The organism is Streptomyces sp. NPDC104814, from assembly GCF_055583185.1.
In genome coordinates this window covers 217943-239103 of record NZ_JBVJOL010000006.1, presented here as the reverse complement: position 1 = coordinate 239103, position 21161 = coordinate 217943, and the positions used below count along the sequence as shown (strand labels likewise).

General features: G+C 73.1%; 16 protein-coding genes. 9 read left to right on the top strand and 7 right to left on the bottom strand.

The window, feature by feature from the left end:
- Positions 1-39 precede the first annotated feature (39 nt).
- Genes ACZ64A_RS21745 through ACZ64A_RS21735 form a run of 3 tightly spaced genes read left to right on the top strand, consistent with a single transcriptional unit; the run spans position 40 to position 2523 of the window.
- Positions 40-1074 carry an ArsR/SmtB family transcription factor gene (locus ACZ64A_RS21745; RefSeq protein ID WP_469812269.1) on the top strand — a complete coding sequence of 345 codons (1035 nt, stop codon included), beginning with the start codon at positions 40-42 and terminating at the stop codon, positions 1072-1074.
- 9 nt (positions 1075-1083) lie between these two features.
- Positions 1084-1587 carry a glutathione peroxidase gene (locus ACZ64A_RS21740; RefSeq protein ID WP_469812267.1) on the top strand — a complete coding sequence of 168 codons (504 nt, stop codon included), beginning with the start codon at positions 1084-1086 and terminating at the stop codon, positions 1585-1587.
- 60 nt (positions 1588-1647) lie between these two features.
- A complete protein-coding gene (locus ACZ64A_RS21735) occupies positions 1648-2523 on the top strand; it encodes a MerR family transcriptional regulator (RefSeq protein ID WP_469812265.1) in 876 nt (291 codons plus the stop codon).
- 112 nt (positions 2524-2635) lie between these two features.
- On the opposite strand, the gene ACZ64A_RS21730 is transcribed toward ACZ64A_RS21735, so the two are convergent.
- From ACZ64A_RS21730 to ACZ64A_RS21720, 3 genes are all read right to left on the bottom strand, one after another.
- The gene (locus tag ACZ64A_RS21730; protein ID WP_469812263.1) at positions 2636-2827 is read right to left on the bottom strand and encodes a DUF397 domain-containing protein; all 192 of its coding nucleotides are present in this window, start codon (positions 2825-2827) and stop codon (positions 2636-2638) included.
- A 205-nt stretch (positions 2828-3032) separates the two neighbouring features.
- Positions 3033-3890, bottom strand: a complete 858-nt coding sequence (locus ACZ64A_RS21725; protein WP_469812261.1) for a helix-turn-helix domain-containing protein — start codon at positions 3888-3890, stop codon at positions 3033-3035.
- Positions 3891-4312: 422 nt separating this feature from the next.
- On the bottom strand, positions 4313-5062 hold the full coding sequence (locus ACZ64A_RS21720; protein ID WP_469812259.1) for a GOLPH3/VPS74 family protein: 750 nt from the start codon (positions 5060-5062) through the stop codon (positions 4313-4315).
- Between the two features lie 381 nt (positions 5063-5443).
- Between ACZ64A_RS21720 and ACZ64A_RS21715 the strand changes: the two genes are divergently transcribed.
- Together ACZ64A_RS21715 and ACZ64A_RS21710 are read left to right on the top strand one after the other, a co-directional pair.
- Complete coding sequence (locus ACZ64A_RS21715; RefSeq protein WP_469812257.1) at positions 5444-7846, top strand: D-alanyl-D-alanine carboxypeptidase; 2403 nt, start codon at positions 5444-5446, stop codon at positions 7844-7846.
- A gap of 192 nt (positions 7847-8038) precedes the next feature.
- Positions 8039-9901 carry an MFS transporter gene (locus tag ACZ64A_RS21710; protein WP_469812256.1) on the top strand — a complete coding sequence of 621 codons (1863 nt, stop codon included), beginning with the start codon at positions 8039-8041 and terminating at the stop codon, positions 9899-9901.
- 140 nt (positions 9902-10041) lie between these two features.
- Here the strand turns inward: ACZ64A_RS21710 and ACZ64A_RS21705 are convergent, their stop codons facing one another.
- Positions 10042-11157, bottom strand: coding sequence for an ADP-ribosylglycohydrolase family protein (locus tag ACZ64A_RS21705; RefSeq protein WP_469812254.1), 1116 nt, complete (start codon positions 11155-11157; stop codon positions 10042-10044).
- A 183-nt stretch (positions 11158-11340) separates the two neighbouring features.
- On the opposite strand from ACZ64A_RS21705, the gene ACZ64A_RS21700 reads away from it, so the two are divergent.
- Positions 11341-11877: a DUF2165 domain-containing protein gene (locus ACZ64A_RS21700; protein ID WP_469812253.1), complete on the top strand. Its 537-nt coding sequence runs from the start codon at positions 11341-11343 to the stop codon at positions 11875-11877.
- On the opposite strand, the gene ACZ64A_RS21695 is transcribed toward ACZ64A_RS21700, so the two are convergent.
- The 3 genes from ACZ64A_RS21695 to ACZ64A_RS21685 all read right to left on the bottom strand — a co-directional run bounded on the left by ACZ64A_RS21695 (position 11870) and on the right by ACZ64A_RS21685 (position 15963).
- Positions 11870-12427: a hypothetical protein gene (locus ACZ64A_RS21695; RefSeq protein WP_469812251.1), complete on the bottom strand. Its 558-nt coding sequence runs from the start codon at positions 12425-12427 to the stop codon at positions 11870-11872. The two genes, ACZ64A_RS21700 and ACZ64A_RS21695, sit on opposite strands and share 8 nt — an antisense overlap.
- Positions 12428-12507: 80 nt before the next feature.
- On the bottom strand, positions 12508-15093 hold the full coding sequence (locus tag ACZ64A_RS21690) for a bifunctional FO biosynthesis protein CofGH (protein ID WP_469812249.1): 2586 nt from the start codon (positions 15091-15093) through the stop codon (positions 12508-12510).
- A 21-nt stretch (positions 15094-15114) separates the two neighbouring features.
- Positions 15115-15963 carry a TIGR03619 family F420-dependent LLM class oxidoreductase gene (locus ACZ64A_RS21685; protein ID WP_469812247.1) on the bottom strand — a complete coding sequence of 283 codons (849 nt, stop codon included), beginning with the start codon at positions 15961-15963 and terminating at the stop codon, positions 15115-15117.
- Positions 15964-16107: 144 nt separating this feature from the next.
- Here ACZ64A_RS21685 and ACZ64A_RS21680 point away from each other — a divergent pair, with 144 nt between their 5' ends.
- From ACZ64A_RS21680 to afsR, 3 genes are all read left to right on the top strand, one after another.
- Complete coding sequence (locus ACZ64A_RS21680; RefSeq protein WP_469812245.1) at positions 16108-17631, top strand: CehA/McbA family metallohydrolase; 1524 nt, start codon at positions 16108-16110, stop codon at positions 17629-17631.
- A gap of 19 nt (positions 17632-17650) precedes the next feature.
- Positions 17651-18040: a nitroreductase/quinone reductase family protein gene (locus ACZ64A_RS21675; RefSeq protein WP_469812244.1), complete on the top strand. Its 390-nt coding sequence runs from the start codon at positions 17651-17653 to the stop codon at positions 18038-18040.
- 163 nt (positions 18041-18203) lie between these two features.
- Complete coding sequence (afsR, locus tag ACZ64A_RS21670) at positions 18204-21149, top strand: SARP-family global regulator AfsR (protein ID WP_469812242.1); 2946 nt, start codon at positions 18204-18206, stop codon at positions 21147-21149.
- Positions 21150-21161: the final 12 nt, after the last annotated feature.

The window sequence follows — 21161 nt, the reverse complement described above, 5'->3', positions numbered from 1 at the left end:
CGTACTCTTTCGCGCAGACGCGAAAGGTGGGGCGAGGTCATGGGCTGGTGGCAGGTCAACGCGGACACGCTGGCCGGGAGCCGGTTCGTGATCGCGCCGCTCGCGGAGGCCTTCGCCTCCCTCAAGCTGCTGCACTCGGCGAACGGTTCCCACCCCGGGGAACACCAGTGGCTGCGCACGCATCTGCCCGCCTACCGGGCCCTGCTCGCCCGCGACCCGGTGACCGCGTCGCTGGTGCGGGCCGGGCTCGGCCGGGAGTGGATCGCCGACTTCCTCACCCCGGTGCCGTACGACGGTGAGGGCTTCGCCGATGCCGTCGCCCGGGTACGGCACGTCGGGGGCGCGCAGGCCCGGGCGCATCTGCGGGTGTCCCTCGCCGGGGCACTGCCGGCCGAGCTGGAGCGGGACGACCTGCCCGCGCGGGCGGCGGCGCTGCTGGAGTGGGTGTGGGAGGAGACCGTCCTGCCGTACTGGGAGCGGCGCCGGCGGGTGCTGGAGGCCGATGTGGTCGCGCGGACGGCGCAGGTCAGCCGGGGCGGCTGGGCGGCCGTACTGGACTCGCTCCGGCCCGGGACGCGGTGGCTGGGCGAGAACCGGTTCCAGGTGAACCGGCATGAGTACCCGCCGCGCGAGATCGCCGGCGCGGAGCTGGTGTTCGTGCCGGTCACCCCGCAGACCGGCTGGGTGAGCTGGGAGGACGGGCGGCGGTACGCCGTGGTGTACCCGTGCGTGGGTGCGCTGGCCGGGGACGGCGGGCCCCGGGTGCCGGAGAGTCTCGGCGCGCTGCTGGGGGCGGGGCGCGCCGCGGTGCTCGTGCTGCTCGGCTCGCCGATGAGCACGACCCAGCTGGTCGCCGTCACCGGGCAGGGGCTCGGGTCGGTCGGTCGGCATCTGCGGCTGCTGCGGGACGCCGGTCTGGTACGGCGGCGGCGGGCGGGGCGGTCGGTGCTGTACACGCGGACGGCGGCGGGCGACGTGCTCGTCGAGGCGGCGGGCGCCCGTACCCGGGGTGCCGGTGGAGGCGGCGGGCGCTCGTACCCGGGCCGCCTCCGTCCTGTCGGCCGGTCCCGTTAGGCTCCGCTCATGACTACTGACGCCTCCTCCCCCCTCGACGTCGAGATCGGCGCGCTCACCGGTGGCTCCGCCGAGCTGAAGAGCTACGCCGGCCAGGTCGTGCTCGTCGTGAACGTCGCCTCCAAGTGCGGGCTGACCCCGCAGTACACCGGTCTGGAGAAGCTGCACGAGCGGTACGCCGACCGTGGCTTCACGGTGCTCGGTGTGCCGTGCAACCAGTTCCTCGGCCAGGAGCCGGGCAGCGCCGAGGAGATCGCCGAGTTCTGCTCGGCGACGTACGGCGTGACGTTCCCGATGACCGAGAAGGTCGAGGTCAACGGGGAGGGCCGGCACCCGCTGTACGAGCGTCTCGTCGGTGTCGCGGATGCCGAGGGCCACAGCGGGGACATCCGCTGGAACTTCGAGAAGTTCCTGATCGGCCGGGACGGCACGGTCGTCGCCCGCTTCTCGCCGCAGACCGAGCCCGAGGCGGACGAGCTGGTCACCGCTGTCGAGAGTGCGCTCGGCCGATAGCCGTTGACCTTGCCCCTGGGGCAAGGACCAGCGTTCCCGTCACCGGGCGAAACGCGCCCGGTGACGGAGGATGGCGTCGTGGACGACGACCTGCTGACGATCGGCGCGTTCGCCGCGCGGGCCCGGCTCTCGCCGAAGGCCCTGCGGCTGTACGACCGCCTGGGCCTGCTGCGTCCGGCACACGTCGACGAGGCCAGCGGCTACCGCTACTACCGATCCGGTCAGATCGACCGTGCCCGGACGGTCGCGCTGCTGCGGCAGCTGGACATGCCGCTCGCCGTGATCGCCGAGGTGGTCGAAGTCGCCGGGCGCGACGGCGGCGCGGCGGCCGACCGGCTCGGCGCGTACTGGGCCGGCGTCGAGGAGCGGATCGCGCGGCAGCGCACACTCGCCGGCTTCCTCCGTGGACGGCTGTCCGGAAGGGGCTACGAGATGTACGGCACGTTCAAGGTGGAGACGGTCGAGGTGCCCGCGCAGGTGGTGCTCACCGAGAAGCGGCACACGCTGGCGGACGAGCTGCCCGCGTGGATCGGGGCGTCCATGGGGCGGCTCGAGGAAGCGGCCCGGGAGTGCGGCGGTGTCGTGGGGTCGCCGTTCGTCGTCTACCACTCCGAGGTGTCCATGGAGAGCGACGGTCCCGCGGAGTCCTGCGTACCCGTCGCCGACGAGGAAGCGGCCCGGGCGTGGGCGACCGGTCCGGGGCGGGCCCGGGAGACGGCGGTACGGGTGGAACCGGCACGCCGACTGGCGTACACGCGGATCACCAAGGCGCAGGTCGCGCACCCGCAGATCCTCGCCGCCTTCGAGGCGGTGGAGGCGTGGATGAAGGAGCGGGGGCTGGAGTACGACGGCCCGTGCCGGGAGATCTACTTCGCCGACTGGGACGCGGCCGGGCCCGGGGACCCGGTGTGCGACGTGGCCTTCCCGGTCGCGTAGCGCTGCGGGAAAAGCCGAGCCCTCTCGGCAAGGACGGCGAACTCGTCGAGAGGGCCCTCTTCGTGGCGCTGGTGTCGTGGGGGGCGCGCCGGGTCTCAGGAAGACCCTCCCCTCAGGACTTGACCGAGGCGACGAAGGCGCTCCACGCCTCGGCCGGGAAGGACAGGATGGGACCCTCGGGGACCTTGGAGTCCCGTACGGCCATGGCGGCCACGACCGGCGACTTGATCTCGACGCACGCGCCGTTGCCCGTGGAGTACGAGGACTTGGTCCACGAGTCCGTGGCACCCTGACGAATTGCCATTTCTGCTCCGTATTGCCTGAGGAAGGTTGCTCGGTTCACGCCAACCTTGTTGCTGGCTTGGCGTGATCGACGCTACTCGTCCCCCTCGGCTCGCGAAGCGGCTATTCACTCGTTGGATGGCATATTCCAGAGGAGACTTCCATCCCGGCCGTTGACTGGTGTACCGTGCGGCACTTCTCGACGGCCGGGCACGCGGAAGCGCTTGTCAGCGGGCGTACTCCTTGGCGATCCGCGAGATGTACTGCAGCGACTGGTCCACGTTCAGCGCCTGCGCCCGCAAGTGCTCGTACATCATCGCGTACTTGTGGACGTCGTTCGGCTTCTCCAGGTAGAGGTCGCTGGTCACGCCCTCGATGTAGACGACGCTGGAGTCCGCGGCGTCCGGGAACTCCAGGATCGCGTACTGCCCGTTGAGACCGGGGTGGGCGCCCATCTCGAACGGGATGACCTGCACGGTGACGTGCGGCAGCTGCGACTGCTCGACCAGGTACTCCAGTTGGTCGCGCATCACCGACTCGTTGCCGACGACTCTGCGCAGCGCCGCCTCGTCCAGCACCGCCCACAGCCGCAGCGGGTTCTCCGGCGCGGTGATGCGTTCCTGCCGGCGCATGCGCACCTGCACACGCTTCTCGATGTCGGCCTGCGCGGTCTCCGGCAGCGCGCCCGCGATGAGCGCCTCCGCGTACTGCCGGGTCTGCAGCAGACCGGGCACCACCTGCGGGTCGTAGACCCGCAGGCTCGCCGCGTCGGTCTCCAGACCGATGTAGACGCTGTACGGGATGTCGCCGAAGGTGTGCCACCAGCCCTGCTGGCGGGAGTCCTTGGCCATCTGCATCAGCGAGTCGACGACCCGCTGGTCCTCTACCTCGTAGACGCCGCACAGGTCGCGGACGTCGCGCTGGCTGATGCTGCGGCGGCCGTTCTCCAGGCGGCTGATCTTCGACTGGGAGACGAGGAGCCGCTCGGCGACCTCCTCGGCCGTCATGCCCTTGAGCTCACGGAGCCTGCGCAGCTCCTGGCCCAGCCGGCGCCGCCTGACAGTGGGATTGACATTGGACGCCACGGGACGTGCACCTCCGGCTGCGTGCCTGTTGCTTGCGTTGCTTGCCACTTTGCGTATCTGCTGTTGAGCAGACTGCCACCAAGCGGCTTCCTACCGCTGCCGAACGGTGGATATGCGGCGAAGACAGGTACGACACCTCGCACGCGCGTACGGACAGGCCGCACAGGTCGCGGCGATGCGCGCCCGCGCGCCGCTGCGGGTCTGCACGCGGACGGGCGTGCGCGGCGGGTCTGTACGCGGGCGTGCGTGCGCGGCGGGCATGCGTGCGTGCGCGGCGGGCATGCGTGCGCGCGGGGCGGCCGCGGCCGGGCCCTCGGAGGGCGTACGGCCGGGCCGCCCCGCGCGGACGCGCGGCTCCCGAACGGGTCCTGGGGTGGCGCCGGAGGGCGCCGGTGGTGCGGTGCGCTGCCGTGGAGCGCGGCTCAGTGGGCCACGACGCGCGCCATGCTGCTTCGGTGCGGCTGCGTCGGAACCCCGCGAGCGGGTTCCGTCGCCGCCCGGGCGCCGCCGGCCTGCCGGCCGGGGGGCGCCCCGCGGCGCGGCTGTGCGCCCACGCCGTTCTGCACGTCCATGACGGCGTGCGCGACCAGCCCGCCCATCGGGTCGTGCCGGATCAGGTCCCGCAACCGGGAACGGGACGAACGGCCCTCGTTGCCCGGGTACAGGTGCTTGCCGAGACCGACCGCGTGGGCCAGGGCGGCGAGCGCCGCGGTCCGCGGGTCCGGCGGTACGCCGGTGCGGATTGCCGAATCCAGCCGGGCCCTGATCTCCCGGCTGATCTCGTTGTCCGTCGCCTGATAACGCGTCGTCGGCAGCACTCCGCACATCTGGCCCTCGACGGCATGCACCATGCCGCACCGTTCCAGATGCGAGAGGTAGGTCTGGCGGAGCCCGAGACGCGGCCCGCCGATCCAGTGGACGGCCCGTACCGGAGCGCCGCGCCTTCGCAGCAACTCCAACGCGCAGTCCAGAGTCGGATCTCCTGTCGGCCGTGGTACCACCACGGCGATACGATCCCCGTCTGGGGCTATCCGTCCGGCCAGCGCCAGCTCCACTAGCTGTGCTCCGGCCAGACCCAGGTCGAGCGACTGCGGCTGTGCAGTGGTACCCGTGGCCGGGTCCAGTGCCAGCAGCAGAAGCTCCTCCGGAAGTGTTCTGCGGCTCCTGCCCATCCATGCCTCCCCGCGTGGATGAATGACAGGGTGACCCCTCTCACATTGGTCTGTCGAGGGTGCGTGACCTGTTTGTAAGGGAACCGGCAGGTATGTCGTTCTCGTCCTACGCAGGAGTCGGGCCCGCAGACAGGACACTGGTACATGGTTCGGACAGTGCCGTGGGGCGGTGTTCCGGGCGGCGGTTCACGGTTACGGCAGACGCACGGTGGGCGTGCGGCGGCGTAGGAGGAGGCATCGGTGGCGGGCGAGTCCCCCGACAAGTCGAAGCAGCGCGAGTCGTCGGCAGAACCGACGCCGGGGAGTACGGCACCGGTTCCCGAGGCCCGGAGTGAACGTTCCGGCGACTCCGCCGCGGGGGGCTCCGACCCTCGGCTGGCGGTGGCACGCGACGCCGACGCGCCCCAGGGGGGCGTGGACACGGCGACCCGGGTGCTGTCGGCGCGCGACCTGACGAAGGACGCGGACAGCGAGGCGGACGGGGACGGGGCCGACGACGAGACGCCGGAGGACGACGCCGCGGACGGCGACGCGCCGGAGGGCGGGTCCTCGGACGGCGACGCTCCGGCCGACGCGCCGGAGGGCGGGTCCTCGGACGACGACACCTCGGACGGCGACGCCTCCGACGCGGACGGCGACGCTCCGGGCGCCGAGGGCGACGAACGGCTGCGTGAGGCCGTGGCCGCCTGGGTGCGGTCCGCGGACTCCGACGGCGCTCCGGGGGACGCGAAGGGCTCCGAAGGCGCGGAGGAGGCCACGGAGGCCCCTGAGGAGGGCCCCTCCGCGGACGCCGAGGCTCCGGATACGCCCGCGGAAGCCGCGAAGGCGGACGCCGAAGCCCCGAAGACGGCCGACGAGGCTCCGGAGACGGCCAAGGAGGACGAGAAGGCCGACGCGCAAACGGCGGACACCGCCGACGCCTCCACGGACGCCGAGGACTCCACGGACGCCCAGGACGTCAGGGACGCCGAGGACGCCAAGGACGCCGAACCCTCGGACGCCCCTGAGGACGCCCCCGCCGGCAAGGGCGGCGATCAGCCCACCACCATGCTCAAGATCGGCGACGCTCCCAAGGCGCGCGTCGGCAAGGGCAACGTCGACCAGCCGACCACCATGCTGAAGCTCGGCGACGTCAAGCCGAAGCCCGCCGAGCAGCCCGAGGACGCCAAGCCCGCCAAGGCTCCCGAGGACGCCCGGCCCGCCGAGTCCGACGCCGAGCGGACCAGCAAGTTCGTCGCGCTCAAGCCGCTCGACGACCCCTCGACCCGCAAGCCCGCGCGTCCCGCGCAGCCGCCCGCGAGCGAGGCCACGACCGCGCTCCGCCGGGTGACCCCGGGCACCAAGCCCGCGGACGCCGAGCCCGCACCCAAGGACGCCAAGGCCGCCGCCGCCCCCGCGCCCGAGAAGGCGGCACCCAAGGCCGCTCCCCCGGCGACTCCCGCCGAGGCCACCGCGGCCATCCCGCAGGTCGGCCCCGAGCGCACCACGCAGCAGCCGCTGCCGCCGAAGCCGCCGCTGGATCTGCTGGCCGAGCTGACGAACACCCCGCCGCCCCCGCAGACCCCCCTGCGGACGGCGGTGCGCCGGGTCAAGATCTGGACGCCCCTGGTCATTCTGCTGGTGATCGTCTTTGCGATCGTGCAGGCCGTACGCCCGCTGCCGACGCCGACGCTCGACCTGACCGCCCAGGACAGCTACACCTTCGACGGCGGCAAGGTCGACATCCCCTGGCCGACGTCGGGGCAGGCCGCCCTGGACGTCCAGGGCATCGGCACCTTCGGCTCGTCGGGTGACCGCAAGCCCGTGCCGATCGCGAGTGTCGCCAAGGTCATGACGGCCTACATCGTGCTGCGCGACCATCCGCTCAAGAGCGGCGAGGACGGGCCGAAGATCGGCATCGACCAGACCGCCCAGGCCCAGTCCGACGCCGGCCAGGAGTCGACCGTGCATGTGACCGCCGGTGACTCGATCACCGAGCGGGAGGCGCTGGAGAGCATCCTGATCGCGTCCGCCAACAACGTGGCGCGTCTGCTGGCCCGCTGGGACTCCGGTTCGGAGCAGGCGTTCGTGGCGAAGATGAACGCCACCGCCAAGAGCCTCGGCATGTCCGACACGACGTACACGGACCCCTCGGGTCTGAACAACACGACGGTCAGCACGGCCGTGGACCAGGTGAAGCTGGCCAAGCAGGCGATGGAACAGCCCGCGTTCCGCGAGGTCGCGGCGATGATGGAGTACGTCGACTACAAGGGCGTCAAGCACCCGAACTGGAACGGTCTGGTCGGCCACAATCACGTCGTCGGCATCAAGACGGGCACCACGACCTCGGCGCTCGGCAACCTGGTCTTCGCGGCCAAGAAGGACGTCGACGGCGTGACCCACCGGATCGTCGGCGCGGTGGTGCGCCAGCCCGCCGGCGGCCCGGAGAACACCATCCTCAGCGCCGCCCTGGACGGCGGTGACAAGCTGATCCGTGCCGCGCAGGCCGCGCTGCAGTCGAAGACGATCGTGAAGAAGGGCGACGTCGTCGGGTACGTGGACGACGGCGTGGGCGGCCGTACGCCGGTCGTCGTCACGCAGGACGTCACGGCGGTCGGCTGGGCCGGGCTGAAGGTGAAGCTGTCGTTCGCGGCGGACGCCCTGCCGCACACGGCGAAGGCCGGTACGAAGGTCGGCACGCTCACCGTCGGTGACGGTTCGGGCGACGCGGTGAAGGTCCCGGTCGCCCTGCAGAAGGATCTGACCGAGCCGGGCTTCGCGGACAAACTCACCCGCCTGGGCTGACGCCCGCCCCGTGCGGGGGCGGGCGTGCCCCGCCTCCGCACGGGCCCGCGGCCGCGCTGCCTTCGCGCCCGCGCACGCCGGGGGCGGGGCCCTACGGCAGGGCCCGGCGCCGGGGTGCGTGCTAGCGTCCCGAAACGGGACAGGTCGCGGTCGCGGCCGAGAACAGAAGACGGGAACTGGGAGTGCCGACAGGTGGCCACAGCGGAGCCGACACGCGCCGACGAAACCGGTACGGGATCACGTACCGGCCCTCGAATAGCGCTGCCTGAAACAGGCCCTTCCGGCGGCGGCGACGGCCGCCGCGAGCGTTTCCGGTCCGCTTTCCTCGCCCTGCGGGAGCGGATGCTGCGCCACCCGGTGCTGTCGGTCACCGCCCTGGCGGGCGTCCTGCACATCGTCTGGTTCTTCACCTTCGCCAACAGCGGCGGCGATCTCGCGGCGCAGGACGCGTGGGCGGAGTTCGTCGGCCGGCACCCGGACTCGGCGTACAACCTCGCCTGGTACGGCGGTATGCACCCGGTGTCGTACAGCGTGGTCTCGCCGTATCTGATGTCGGTGCTCGGCGTCCGGACGACGATGATGATCGCCGGTACGGTCTCGGCGGGGCTGCTCACGCTGATCCTGATCCGCAGCCGTGCGGTGCGCAATCCGCTGTGGGCGACGATGGCCGGGGTGTTCGGCCTGCTCTGCAACGCCATCTCGGGGCGGGTCACCTTCGGTCTGGGCATGATGTTCGCGCTCGGCGCGGTCGCGGCGGTCTTCTGCTGGCCGTACCGCTGGCGCCACAAACGCTGGGCGAAGGCGCTCTGTGCGGCGCCGCTGGCCGCGCTCGCGACGATGTCCTCGCCGGTGGCGGGGCTGTTCGTCGGTCTGGTGGCGGTCGCGCTGTTCCTGCAGAAGCGGCGGCCGGGCGCGTGGGCGCTGGGGCTCGCCCCGTCGGCGGTGGTGGCGGTGTCGGCGTGGCTGTTCCCGTTCTCGGGTACGCAGCCGATGTCGTTCGGCTCGGCGTCGCTGCCGTTCCTGTTCTCGGCGATCGTCTACTTCGCCGTCCCGCGCAGGTGGAAGACGGTGCGGGTGACGGCGGCCGTGTACGGGCTCGCGGTGCTGCTGGTGTGGCTGATCAGTTCGCAGATCGGCTCGAACATCACCCGGCTGGCGATGCTCTTCGCGGGAGTGGCGCTGGTGGCGGCGCTGCCGTTCACCGTGCCGAAGTCGCGCAAGTGGTACGCGGTGGTGGTGGCCTTCGTCGGTTTCGTCGGCTGGATCGGCTACAAGACGGTCGACGACATCGTCCACACCGCTCCGGCGGCCAATTGGTCGCGTGAGCTGGCCCCGCTGGTGAACCAGTTGCAGCAGGTCGGCGCGGAGAAGGGCCGGGTGGAGGTGGTCCCGGCGCGCTCGCACCGCGAGGCGTCCGCGCTCGCGCCGTACGTGAACCTGGCCCGCGGCTGGAACCGCCAGGCCGACATGGAACGCAACCCGCTCTTCTACGACGACACCCTCAACTCGGCGAACTACCACGAGTGGCTCCAGCGCTGGGCGGTGCACTTCGTGGTCCTGCCGAAGGACGAGCCGGACGGCGACGGCGGGCAGCGCGAGCGGGCGCTGGTGCAGCGCGGGCTGCCGTATCTGCAGCAGATCTGGGGCGACGACCAGTGGCAGCTGTTCCGGGTCACCGATCCGGCGCCGCTGGCCGAGCCGAACGCGGTCGTGCTGCGCGCCGAGCAGGGCGAGATGACGATCCAGGTGAGCCGGCCGGGCCGGATCCTGGTCCGCATCCCCTACTCGCCGTGGCTGAGCATCGTGGACGACAAGGGCAAGAGCCTGAAGGCCCCGCAGGAGACGGACGCCTCCAAGCACCGCGCCGACGGGGCGCCGAAGTCGTACGACAACGTCAACGGCTGTCTGATGCAGACGGACGAGGACGCCGACGGCGACAAGTGGACGGTGCTGCTGGCGCCGAAGGCGGGCACCTACCGGCTGGCCGCGCCCTATCAGCTGCCGCGCGGCACGCCCTGTCCGGACGAGCTGAAGCGGAGCGTGCAGACGCCGTAGCGAGGCGTCGAGCAAGACGCGGCCCCTGCCGGCGCCCGTGCCGGCAGGGGCTTTTGCGTACCTCCCCCGCAGTTCCCCGCGCCCCTGGGGCGTTGCAGCCGGCGTCGGCTTCGTGGCCCGCCGCCCGGCCCGCCCTCCCGTCAGGCCCGTGGGTAGCGGGTGAGCCAGCCCGGGGAGGCGCCTGCGGGGCCGTGCAGGGACGGGCCCTGGGTCATCTCCATCGCGAAGTCGTCGGACAGTTCCAGCAGGGTGGGGCGGCCCTCCAGTTCGGCCAGCCAGGCCGGGGGGAGGGCCGTCTCGCCGTGCAGGGCGCCGAGGAGGCCGCCGGTGAGGGCGCCCGCCGGGCCGGAGGGGCCGTCGTGGTTGACGGCGAGGCGCAGGCCGTGGCGTACGTCCTCGCCGACCAGCGCGCAGTAGACGGCGGCGCCGAGCACCCCGGCCGCGGTGCCCTCCCCGAGCAGTTCGGTGACGCGGGCCGGGGTCGGCAGGCCCTGCCGGACCGCGCCGAGGGCGTGCTGGAGGGCGTCGGAGACCGGCTGGTGGCCGGGGCGGGCGGAGAGCAGTGCGAGCGCCTGCTGCACCGCGCCGTCCAGGCTCTGGCCGCGGGCGAGACCGTGCACGACCGCCGCGTACGCCCCCGCCGCCAGGCCGGCGACCGGGTGCCCGTGGGTCTGCGCGGCGCACTCCACCGCCAGCTGGACGACCAGCTGCGGCTCCCAGCCGACGAGCAGCCCGAAGGGTGCGGAGCGGGCGGCGGCCTCGGGACCGTCCTCGCCGGGGTTCCTCGGCGCCTCCAGGGTGCCCATCGTCTCGTCGCCGAGCCCGAGCAGCAGGGCGCGGGACGGCTCCCGGCGGGCGTACAGCCACTCCTCGCGGGCCAGCCAGCCGTCGTCCTTGCGGCGCTCGTCTGGCCCCCAGTCCCGCTGGGTGGCCAGCCAGCGCCGGTAGGCCCGGTGCAGATCGGTCGGCGGGTGCCAGGCGCCGGTGTCACGCCGCACCTGGGCGCGGATCAGCCCGTCCACGGTGAACAGGGTCAGCTGCGTGCGGTGGCTGACGGCGCCGCGCCGGCCGTGCGCGGGCACCAGGTCGGCGATGCCCTCCGGGCCGTACGCCTCCCGGATCGCGGCCAGGTCCAGCGCGTCCACGGGTGAGCCGAGGGCGTCACCGACGGCCGCCCCGAGGAGCGTGCCGCGCACCCGGCTGCGGAAGTCCTGCTGCTCGGCTCGTCCCCAGACGGCACCGGACGTCGCGCCCACCCAGACCTCCCCGGGACCGTCCGTACGTACGACGCGAGCACTGTAATCGAACGGGGACGGCTGGTTCAGGGGTGGAAAAGAGGGGGAAATGTGCACGGCCGGACGGAACCGGTCAGCTTCCGTACCTCAAGGGGAAGTTGAGCACTGCACCGCCGGAAAGGGCGGATGTGCAGAATGATCGGCATGACCACCCCCACCTCACGCGCGCTTCCGCTCGCCGCCGGGCTGCTCACCGGTGTGCTCGCGCTCTACATCGCTCTCGTCGCCTTCGGGAACATCACCGATTTCGGGACGAACCAGGCGTTCGTCCAGCACGTCCTGGCCATGGACACCACGTTCAAGGACGAGGATCTGATGTGGCGGGCCATCACCGCCAAGGGCCTGCAGAACGCCGCCTACGTCGCGATCATCGTCTGGGAGTCCGTCGCCGCGCTGGTGCTGACGGCCGGGACCGTCTGCTGGGCGCGCCGGGACCACGTCCTCGCCCGCCGGCTGTCCACCTACGGCCTGCTGATGCTCATGCTGCTGTTCGGCGCCGGGTTCATCGCGATCGGCGGCGAGTGGTTCGCCATGTGGCAGTCGAAGAACTGGAACGGCCTCGACGCAGCCACCCGTATCTTCCTGATCAGCGGCATCGTGCTGATCGTCAACCACCTCGCGGCCGGGGACGCCAAGCCCGCCGAGGTGCCCGTCGTGGAGAAGGCCGAGGCCGCTAGCTGACCACCGCGACCGTCGTCCCCGGCGTCGCGAACGTCCACAGCGCCGCCCCGTCGGCCGCCCGCATCCGGATGCCACCCGTACGGCTTCCCGCGGCGGCCGGCGGCGGCGAGGAGCCGTCGACGGCGTTGGAGAACGCGATCGACACCCCCGACTTCGCCGCGAAGTACACGATGTGCTCGATCTGCACGCCGTCGGACCCGGTGGTGGTCTCGCGCCGCGTCGACACCTTGTACGTCCCCGGATCGGGGCTGACCGTGCCCGCCCACACCGCGAACGTGCGGCGCGGGGAGTCGCTCGCGTCCACCAGCCACAGCCGGTGCTGACCGAGCGCGTACACGATCCGGCGTCCGGTGCCCGAGCCGTCCGGCACCGCGGGCGGCACCGCGGGCGCCGGGTGCGGGTGCGCCGGCACCGACGCGCCCGGCCGGGCCGCCGACGCCGTGGGCTTCGCGCCCTGGTCGGCCTGCACCGTCAGCGCCGCGACCGCGGCGACCGCGCCCACGGTCAGCGCGGTGGTCCAGGCCCACGAGGGCAGCCGTCGGGCAGGCACCTGCGCATCTCCTCAGTCTCCGGCCCCCGGCAGCCCGGGGGCCGGATCATCGTACTGCGCTGCGGCAGGGCCCCGACCGGTCAGTCCAGCACCGGCAGCAGCTGCGGCAGGTGGCCGTCGGAGGCCTCGGCCGTCCGCTGCCGCTCCTGCGGGACCTCGCCGTAGAGCGTCGTGCGGGCCCTGGCCGGGCGGCCCGCCGCCTCCGCGACGGCGATCAGGTCCTTGACCGACTTGTAGGAGCCGTAGGAGGAGCCCGCCATGCGGGAGATCGTCTCCTCCATCAGGGTGCCGCCCAGGTCGTTGGCGCCCGAACGCAGCATCTCCGCGGCGCCCTCGGTGCCGAGCTTGACCCAGCTGGTCTGGATGTTCGGGATGTACGGGTGCAGCAGGAGACGGGCCATCGCCGTGACCGCCCGGTTGTCGCGCATCGTCGGGCCCGGGCGGGCGATGCCCGCCAGGTAGACGGGCGCGTTGGTGTGCACGAAGGGCAGGGTCACGAACTCGGTGAAGCCGCCCGTGCGCTGCTGGATCGCGGCGAGCGTGCGCAGGTGGCCCAGCCAGTGCCGGGGCTGGTCGACGTGGCCGTACATCATCGTCGACGACGAGCGGATGCCCAGCTCGTGGGCCGTCTCGATCACCTCGATCCAGGTGGCCGCGGGCAGCTTGCCCTTGGTCAGCACCCAGCGGACCTCGTCGTCCAGGATCTCCGCGGCCGTGCCCGGGATCGTGTCCAGGCCGGCCTCCCTGGCCGCCGTCAGCCACTCGCGGATCGACAGGCCCGTACGGGTCGCGCCGTTGACGACCTCCATCGGGGAGAACGCGTGCACATGCATACCGGGGACGCGCTCCTTCACCGCCTTCGCGATGTCGAAGTACGCCGTGCCGGGCAGGTCCGGGTGGATGCCGCCCTGCATGCACACCTCGACCGCGCCGACGTCCCACGCCTGCTGCGCCCGGTCGGCGACCTGGTCCAGGGAGAGCGTGTAGGCGTCGGCGTCCGTGCGGCGCTGGGCGAAGGCGCAGAAACGGCAGCCGGTGTAGCAGACGTTGGTGAAGTTGATGTTCCGCGTGACGATGTACGTCACGTCGTCGCCGACCGCGGACTTCCGGACGTCGTCGGCCACGCGGCACAGCGCGTCCAGCGCCGGGCCGTCCGCGTGCAGCAGCGCCAGCGCCTCGGCGTCCGTGAGCCGTGTCGGGTCGTCCGCGGCCGTCGCCAGCGCCTGACGGACGTCGGTGTCGATGCGCTCGGGGACCATGCCGGGGGCGGCCGCCTCACGCAGCGCGGCCCAGTCGCCGTAGACCTCGTCGAAGTCGTCGCGGCGGTCGGAGGTGCGGCCCTCGGTGTCGATCGAGGTGTGCAGGTCGGTGCGGCCGGTGGGGGTGAAGACCTCCTCGGGTTCCTGCCACGGGTGACCCTCGACGACGGCGTCCTCGCGGGCCAGGCCCGTCTGCGGGTCGGCGAGCGCGCGCACGTGCGGCAGCAGCCGCGGGTCCAGCCAGGGCTCGCCGCGCTGCACGAACTCCGGGTAGACGCAGAGCCGTTCGCGCAGTGCGAAGCCGGCCGCTCGGGACTTCTCGGCCAGCTCCTCGATCCGCGGCCAGGGACGTTCGGGGTTGACGTGGTCGATGGTCAGCGGGGACACCCCGCCCCAGTCGTCGATGCCGGCGCCGATGAGACGCTCGTACTCGGCGTCGACGAGGTTCGGCGGTGCCTGCAGGCAGGCGCTCGGGCCCATGATGAGCCGGGCCACGGCCACCGTGGCGACCAGCTCGTCCAGTTCGGCGTCCGGCATGCCCCGCATCGCGGTGTCCGGCTTGGCGCGGAAGTTCTGGATGATCAGTTCCTGGATGCCGTGGTAGGCACGGGAGACCTTGCGCAGGGCGAACAGCGACTCCGCGCGCTCCTCGTATGTCTCGCCGATGCCGATCAGCAGGCCGGAGGTGAAGGGGACCGAGGAGCGGCCGGCGTCCTCGAGGACCCGCAGCCGTACGGCCGGTTCCTTGTCCGGGGAGCCGTGGTGCGGGCCGCCCGGCTCGGACCACAGCCGGGTCGCGGTCGTCTCCAGCATCATGCCCATCGACGGGGCGACCGGCTTCAGCCGCTGGAAGTCCGTCCACGTCATGACGCCCGGGTTGAGGTGCGGGAGCAGGCCCGTCTCCTCCAGGATGCGGATCGACACGGCCCGGACGTAGGCGATGGTGTCGTCGTAGCCGTGCGCGTCGAGCCACTCGCGCGCCTCGGGCCAGCGGTCCTCCGGCTTGTCGCCGAGCGTGATGAGGGCTTCCTTGCAGCCGAGGGCCGCGCCCTTGCGGGCGATGTCGAGGACCTCGTCGGGCGACATGAACATCCCGTGCCCCGCCCGCCGCAGCTTGCCGGGCACGGTGACGAAGGTGCAGTAGTGGCACTTGTCCCGGCACAACCGGGTCAGCGGGATGAACACGCTCTTCGAGTAGGTGATGACGCCGGGGCGGCCCGCCTGTTCCAGGCCCGCGTCGCGGACCCGGGCGGCGCAGGCGGCGAGCCCGGTCAGGTCCTCGCCACGGGCCTGGAGCAGCACCGCCGCCTCGGTCACGTCGAGGGCGACACCGTCCCGGGCGCGTTTGAGCGCGCGACGCATGGAGTTCTCGGTGGGGCCGGGTCCGGGGGTCGCGGAGGTCGTCATCCTTCGAGGATACGAGCGTGATCAGGAAAGGTACGGGGCGTACGCGTCCAGCGCCCGCAGCACCTCGCTCTCCCCGGCCGCGGGCAGTTGCAGGACCACCTCCTCGATGCCGAGGCCGGCGTAGTGGGCGAGCTTGCCCGGGGTGGGGTGCACCGCGTAGGGGACGACCTGGAGGGCGGAGGGGTCCCGGCCCGCGTCCGTCCAGGCCGTGCGCAGCAGCGGCAGGGACTCGCTCAGGCCGCGGCCGCCGATCGGGAGCCAGCCGTCGGCGTACGCGCAGATGTCCGCGAACAGCCGCGGGCCGGCCGCCCCGCCGACGAGGGTGCGCGGGCCGAGGACCGGGCCGCGCGGCTTCCGCACGGGCTTGGGGTGGGCGATGCTCGGGCGTACGCCGCCGAACTCGCCGTCGTGACCGGTCGGTTCCGGCGCCCACAGGGCCCGCATCAGCGCCATCCGGTCCCGCACCAGGGCCCGCCGGGTGCGCCACTGCACCCCGTGGTCGGCGGCTTCCTCGACGTTCCAGCCGAAGCCGACGCCGAGTGTGAAGCGGCCGTCGCAGAGATGGTCGAGGGTCGCGATCCGCTTCGCCAGGGCGATCGGGTCGTGCTGGGCGACGAGCGTGATGCCGGTGCCCAGGCCGAGCCGTTCGGTGACGGCGGCGGCCTGGGCGAGCGCCACGAACGGGTCGAGGGTGCGGCCGTACTCGCGCGGCAGGTCGCCGCCGGCCGGGTACGGAGTGGTGCGCTCGACCGGGATGTGGGTGTGCTCGGGCAGGTAGAGCCCGGCGAAGCCGCGCTGCTCCAGCTCGCGGGCGAGGCGGACGGGCGTGAGGGTCTCGTCGGTGAGGAAGACCGTGACGGAGATGCGCATGACGGCATCTGTACCGCGCCGGACGGCGGCAGTCGATACCGTCCGGTCGGTCACGATCCGCACGGCGTTCACCCCCCAGGCCCGCCACGCACCGATTTCCTTGCGGCCTACCGCAGTTCACGCCCGCCCGGCACAGTGACCGCCATGCGCGACGACACAGCAGACGGAAACGCCTTGGGCAGACGCGCCCTGTTCGTGACGGGAGCGGCCGCCTCGCTTAGGTTGGGAAGCGTGACCTTCGCTTCAGCGGCCGACGGGGGCCGGGGCGGCCGGGAGACGCGGACCGTGCGCGGCACGCTCCCCCCGGGCGCCCCCGACTTCGTGTACGTCCCGGTCGAGGTCCCGCCCGGCGTCCGGGAGTTCAGGGTCTCCTACACCTACGACAAGCCTTCCGTGCCGGCCGGCACCCCGGGCAACGCCCTCGACATCGGTGTCTTCGACGAGCGCGGCACCGGCCTCGGCGGCCAGGGCTTCCGCGGCTGGTCCGGCGGCGCCCGCACCGAGTTCTTCGTGCGGGCCGACGACGCCACCCCCGGCTATCTGCCGGGCCCGGTGCGCGAGGGCACCTGGCACATCGCACTCGGCCCCTACACGGTGGCCCCGCAGGGCCTGACGTACGAGCTGACCGTCACGCTCACCCACGGCGAGCCCGGCGAGACGCCGAAGCCCGCCCACCCGCCGGAGCGCGCCAAGGGGCGGGGCCGGGACTGGTACCGGGGCGACTGCCATCTGCACTCCTGGCACTCCGACGGCCGCCGCACCCCCGCCGAGATCGGCGCCCTCGCCCGGGCCGCCGGCCTGGACTTCATCAACACCTCCGACCACAACACCATCTCCTCCCACCCGCACTGGGCGGACGTGGCCGGAGACGACCTGCTGGTGCTGCTCGGCGAAGAGATCACCACCCGCAACGGCCACGTCGTGGCCCTCGGCACCGACCCGGGCACCTTCGTCGACTGGCGCTACCGGGCCCGCGACAACCGGTTCGGGAGGTTCGCCCGCCGCGTCCGCGAAGCCGGCGGTCTCGTCGTCCCCGCGCATCCGCACGCCACCTGCGTCGGCTGCAACTGGAAGTTCGGCTTCGGTGACGCCGACGCGATCGAGGTGTGGAACGGGGCGTACACCCCTGACGACGAGGTGGCGCTCGCCGACTGGGACTCCATGCTCGTCGCCTCGTTGCGCGAGGGACGCGACTGGATCCCGGCGATGGGCAACAGCGACGCCCACCGCGACCCGGACCCGGTGGGCATGCCGCAGACCGTCGTCCACGCCCACGACCTCACCCGCGAGGCCATCCAGGCCGGCATCCGCGCCGGCCGCTCCTACGTCGCCGAGTCCGCGCAGGTCACGCTGGACTTCCGGGTGAGCGACGGACGCGGGAAGCACGCCGGGATCGGCGAGCGGCTGGAGGTGGACCGGGACACCCCGGTGACCGTGCGGCTGGAGGTGTCCGGAGCCCCGCGCTGCACCGTCCGGTTCGTCACCGACCAGGGCGTGCTGTTCACCGGCGCCCCGCTGCCGGAGTCGGGCGCGGGCACCCTTCAGTGGCGCACCACCCCGTCGTACGCTGCCTACGTCCGCGCCGAGGTGCGGCACGAGGCCGCGCCGGGACCGCTGCCGGGCGCGCTCGCCGCGTTCACCAACCCGGTCTTCCTCGGCCACCGCTGACCTGCGTCTGGAGTGTTCCGTGTCCCGCCTCGCCGATCTCCGCCACCGGTACACCACGGCGTTCCAGCGCCGCCTCAACCCGGTGCTGCGCCGGCTGCCCGCGCAGACGGTGCTGGAGACGACGGGGCGGGTCTCCGGGCTGCCCCGGCAGACCCCGGTGGGCGGGCGCCGCATCGGCGACTCCTTCTGGCTGGTGTCGGAGTTCGGCCCGCGCTCCCAGTACGTCCGCAACATCCAGGCCGACCCGCGGGTGCGGGTCCGGCTGCGCGGCCGCTGGTACACCGGCACCGCCCGCCTCCTGCCCGACGACGACCCCCGCGCCCGGCTGCGCGGTCTGCCGCGCCTCAACAGCGTCGCCGTCCGGGCCCTCGGGACCGATCTGCTCACCGTCCGGGTCGACCTGGACTGACCTCCCGGCCCCGTGGGAGGGACCGCCGCTCGCGCCGGGCCGTATGTGTGGGTCCTGTGACCGCCCGCCCCGCGCCCTGTGATCGGCGTCTCCCACGGCTGACGCATCCGCCATGAACAAGGCAAACTGACGGGGTTGCTCGGGATCTCCAGGGGGGACGGCGATGGACGGTGTTCCGCGGGTGCCGGAGCAGAGGCGCCCTGACTCCGCTGCGGAGTCGGCGGCCTTGCGCTTCGGCGTGCTCGGCCCGGTGCGGGCCTGGCGCGGCGAGGACCCGCTGGCGACCGGTTCCCCCCAGCAGCGCGCCCTGCTCGCCGCGCTGCTGCTGCGCGAGGGCCGCACGGCCACGGCCGCCGAGCTGATCGACGCCCTGTGGGGCGAGGAACCCCCCTCGCAGGCGCTGGCGGCGCTGCGCACCTACGCCTCCCGGCTGCGCAAGGTACTGGACGCGGGCGTGCTGGTCAGCGAGTCCGGCGGCTACGCCCTGCGCGGCCCGCGCACACTCGACCTGGCTCTCGCGCGGGATCTGGCGGCCGACGCGGACAAGGCCAGGGCCGCCGGGGACCTGGGCCACGCCCGTGAGGTGCTGCGCCGGGCGCTCGCCCTGTGGGACGGGGAGGCGCTGGCGGGCGTACCGGGCCCGTACGCGGAGGCACAGCGGGTCCGCCTGGAGGAGTGGCGGCTGCAACTGCTGGAGTCGCGGCTGGACATGGACCTGGAGCAGGGCTGCCACGCCGAGGCGGTCTCGGAGCTGACGGCTCTCACCGCCGCCCACCCCCTGCGCGAGCGGCTGCGCGAACTGCTGATGCTGGCCCTCTACCGCAGCGGCCGCCAGGCGGAGGCCCTCGCGGTGTACGCCGACACCCGCCGTCTGCTCGCCGAGGAACTGGGCGTGGACCCGCGCCCCGGCCTGCGCGAGCTCCAGCAGCGCATCCTGCGCGCCGACCCGGCGCTGGCGGAGCCCGCCTCCGCGCCCACCGAGCCGGTGACGCCACGCCCCCGCCCCGCGCAACTGCCCGCCACCGTGCCGGACTTCACGGGACGCACCGCCTTCGTACGGGAACTGGGCGAGATCCTGGCGTCCGCCGAGGGCCGGGTGATGGCCGTGTCGGCGCTGGCCGGCATCGGCGGCGTGGGCAAGACGACGCTGGCGGTGCACGTCGCCCACCAGGCCCGCGCGGCCTTCCCGGACGGCCAGTTGTACGTCGATCTGCAGGGCGCCGGTCCGCGGGCCGCCGAACCCGAGACGGTCCTCGGCTCCTTCCTGCGCGCCCTCGGCACCGCGGACTCCGCGATACCGGACTCCCTGGAGGAACGGGCGGCGCTGTACCGCTCGGTGCTCGACGGCCGCCGCGTCCTGGTCCTGCTGGACAACGCCCGCGACGCGGCCCAGGTACGTCCGCTGCTGCCGGGCACCGAAGGGTGCGCGGCGCTGGTGACCTCCCGGGTGCGCATGCTGGACCTGGCCGGGGCGCACCTGGTCGACCTGGACGTGATGGCGCCGGACGAGGCGCTGGCCCTGTTCACCCGGATCGTGGGCGAGGAACGGGTGGGGTCGGAGCGCGAGGCGGCGCTGGACGTGGTCGCGGCGTGCGGCTTCCTTCCGCTGGCGATCCGTATCGCGGCGTCGCGTCTGGCGGCCCGCCGCACCTGGACGGTCTCGGTCCTGGCGGCCAAGCTCGCCGACGAACGCCGGCGCCTGGACGAACTCCAGGCCGGCGACCTGGCGGTGAAGGCGACGTTCGAACTGGGCTACGGCCAGCTGGAACCGGCCCAGGCCCGCGCCTTCCGCCTGCTGGGCCTCGCGGACGGCCCGGACATCTCGCTCGCGGCGGCCGCGGCGGTCCTGGACCTGCCGGCCGAGGAGACGGAAGACCTCCTGGAGTCCCTGGTGGACACCTCGCTGCTGGAGTCGGCGGCGCCGGGCCGCTACCGCTTCCACGACCTGGTCCGCCTCTACGCCCGCGCCTGCGCGGAACGCGACGAGTGGCCGCCGCGGGAACGGGAGGCGGCGGTCTCGCGCCTGCTGGACTTCTACCTGTCCACGGCGGCGGGCGTGTACGCCATCGAACGGCCCGGCGACCGCTTGGTGGACCACCTGGCGGCGACGGACCACCCGGGCCTGGTGTTCCAGGACCGGCACGCGGCGCAGGACTGGCTGTACGCGGAGGCACACACCGTTCTGGCGCTGGTGCAGCAGTGCGCCCGGGGGCCGATGCTGCGTCGTGCGGTGGATCTGCTGTGGGCGGTGAAGGACCTGGCCGAGTCCGGGGCCAACTCCCGCGGTTACGAGGTGGTCGCCACGGCCGCGCGCGATGCCGCCCGGGCGGCGGGTGACGCCCAGGCCGAAGGGCGGGCGCGGACCGCACTGACCGAGTCCCACCTGGCGGCGGGGCGGTTCGCCCAGGCCGACGAGGAAGTGAGCCGGGCGGCGGCGCTGGCCCGCACGGTGACCGATCCGGCCCTGAACAGCTGGGTGCCCAACCACCGAGGCGTCATCGCGGTCTACCGGGGCCAGCACGCCGAAGGGGCCACCTACCTCCAGGAAGCCATCACCAACTTCCGCTCGGACGGCAACCTGGCCGGTCAGGCCAGCGCCCTGTGCAACCTCTCCCGCTCCCACCTCGCCATGGGACAGACCAAGAGCGCGATCGACCTGGCACGCCAGGGCGTCGAGATCTACGACCAGCTCGGGCACACCCTGCGCGGCGCCAACGGCCGGTACGCCCTGGGGCTGGCGCTCGCGCAGGCCGGTGAACCGGCCGACGCGGTGGAGCAACTGAGCGAGGCCCTCGAGGTGTTCCGGGACAGCCGTCAGCGCCTCTGGGAAGGCATGAGCATCTTCCGGATCGCCGAAGTACGCCTCGGCGAACACAAGCCGGCCCAGGCCGCCGCCCTCGCGGAACAGTCACTCGCCGTCCTGCGCGGCATCGGAGGGGAATGGCGGCGCGGCAACGTCCTCACCGTGCTGGGCCGGGCCCTGCACGGGGTGGGGCAGGTCGACCGGGCCCAGGCCTGCTGGCGCGAGGCACTGGCCATCCACGAGACCCTGGACTCGCCGGAGCTCGCCGAGGTACGACGCCTGCTCAACCCGGTGACCGCCGCCTAGGGGCGCAACTGC

Excerpts from the sequence above, each read along its gene's own strand:
- ACZ64A_RS21745 (WP_469812269.1), top strand. The coding sequence starts at position 40 with ATGGGCTGGTGGCAGGTCAACGCGGACACGCTGGCCGGGAGCCGGTTC.
- ACZ64A_RS21740 (WP_469812267.1), top strand. The coding sequence starts at position 1,084 with ATGACTACTGACGCCTCCTCCCCCCTCGACGTCGAGATCGGCGCGCTC.
- ACZ64A_RS21730 (WP_469812263.1), bottom strand. The coding sequence starts at position 2,827 with ATGGCAATTCGTCAGGGTGCCACGGACTCGTGGACCAAGTCCTCGTAC.
- ACZ64A_RS21720 (WP_469812259.1), bottom strand. The coding sequence starts at position 5,062 with ATGGGCAGGAGCCGCAGAACACTTCCGGAGGAGCTTCTGCTGCTGGCA.
- ACZ64A_RS21700 (WP_469812253.1), top strand. The coding sequence starts at position 11,341 with ATGACCACCCCCACCTCACGCGCGCTTCCGCTCGCCGCCGGGCTGCTC.
- ACZ64A_RS21690 (WP_469812249.1), bottom strand. The coding sequence starts at position 15,093 with ATGACGACCTCCGCGACCCCCGGACCCGGCCCCACCGAGAACTCCATG.
- ACZ64A_RS21685 (WP_469812247.1), bottom strand. The coding sequence starts at position 15,963 with ATGCGCATCTCCGTCACGGTCTTCCTCACCGACGAGACCCTCACGCCC.
- ACZ64A_RS21680 (WP_469812245.1), top strand. The coding sequence starts at position 16,108 with ATGCGCGACGACACAGCAGACGGAAACGCCTTGGGCAGACGCGCCCTG.
- afsR (WP_469812242.1), top strand. The coding sequence starts at position 18,204 with ATGGACGGTGTTCCGCGGGTGCCGGAGCAGAGGCGCCCTGACTCCGCT.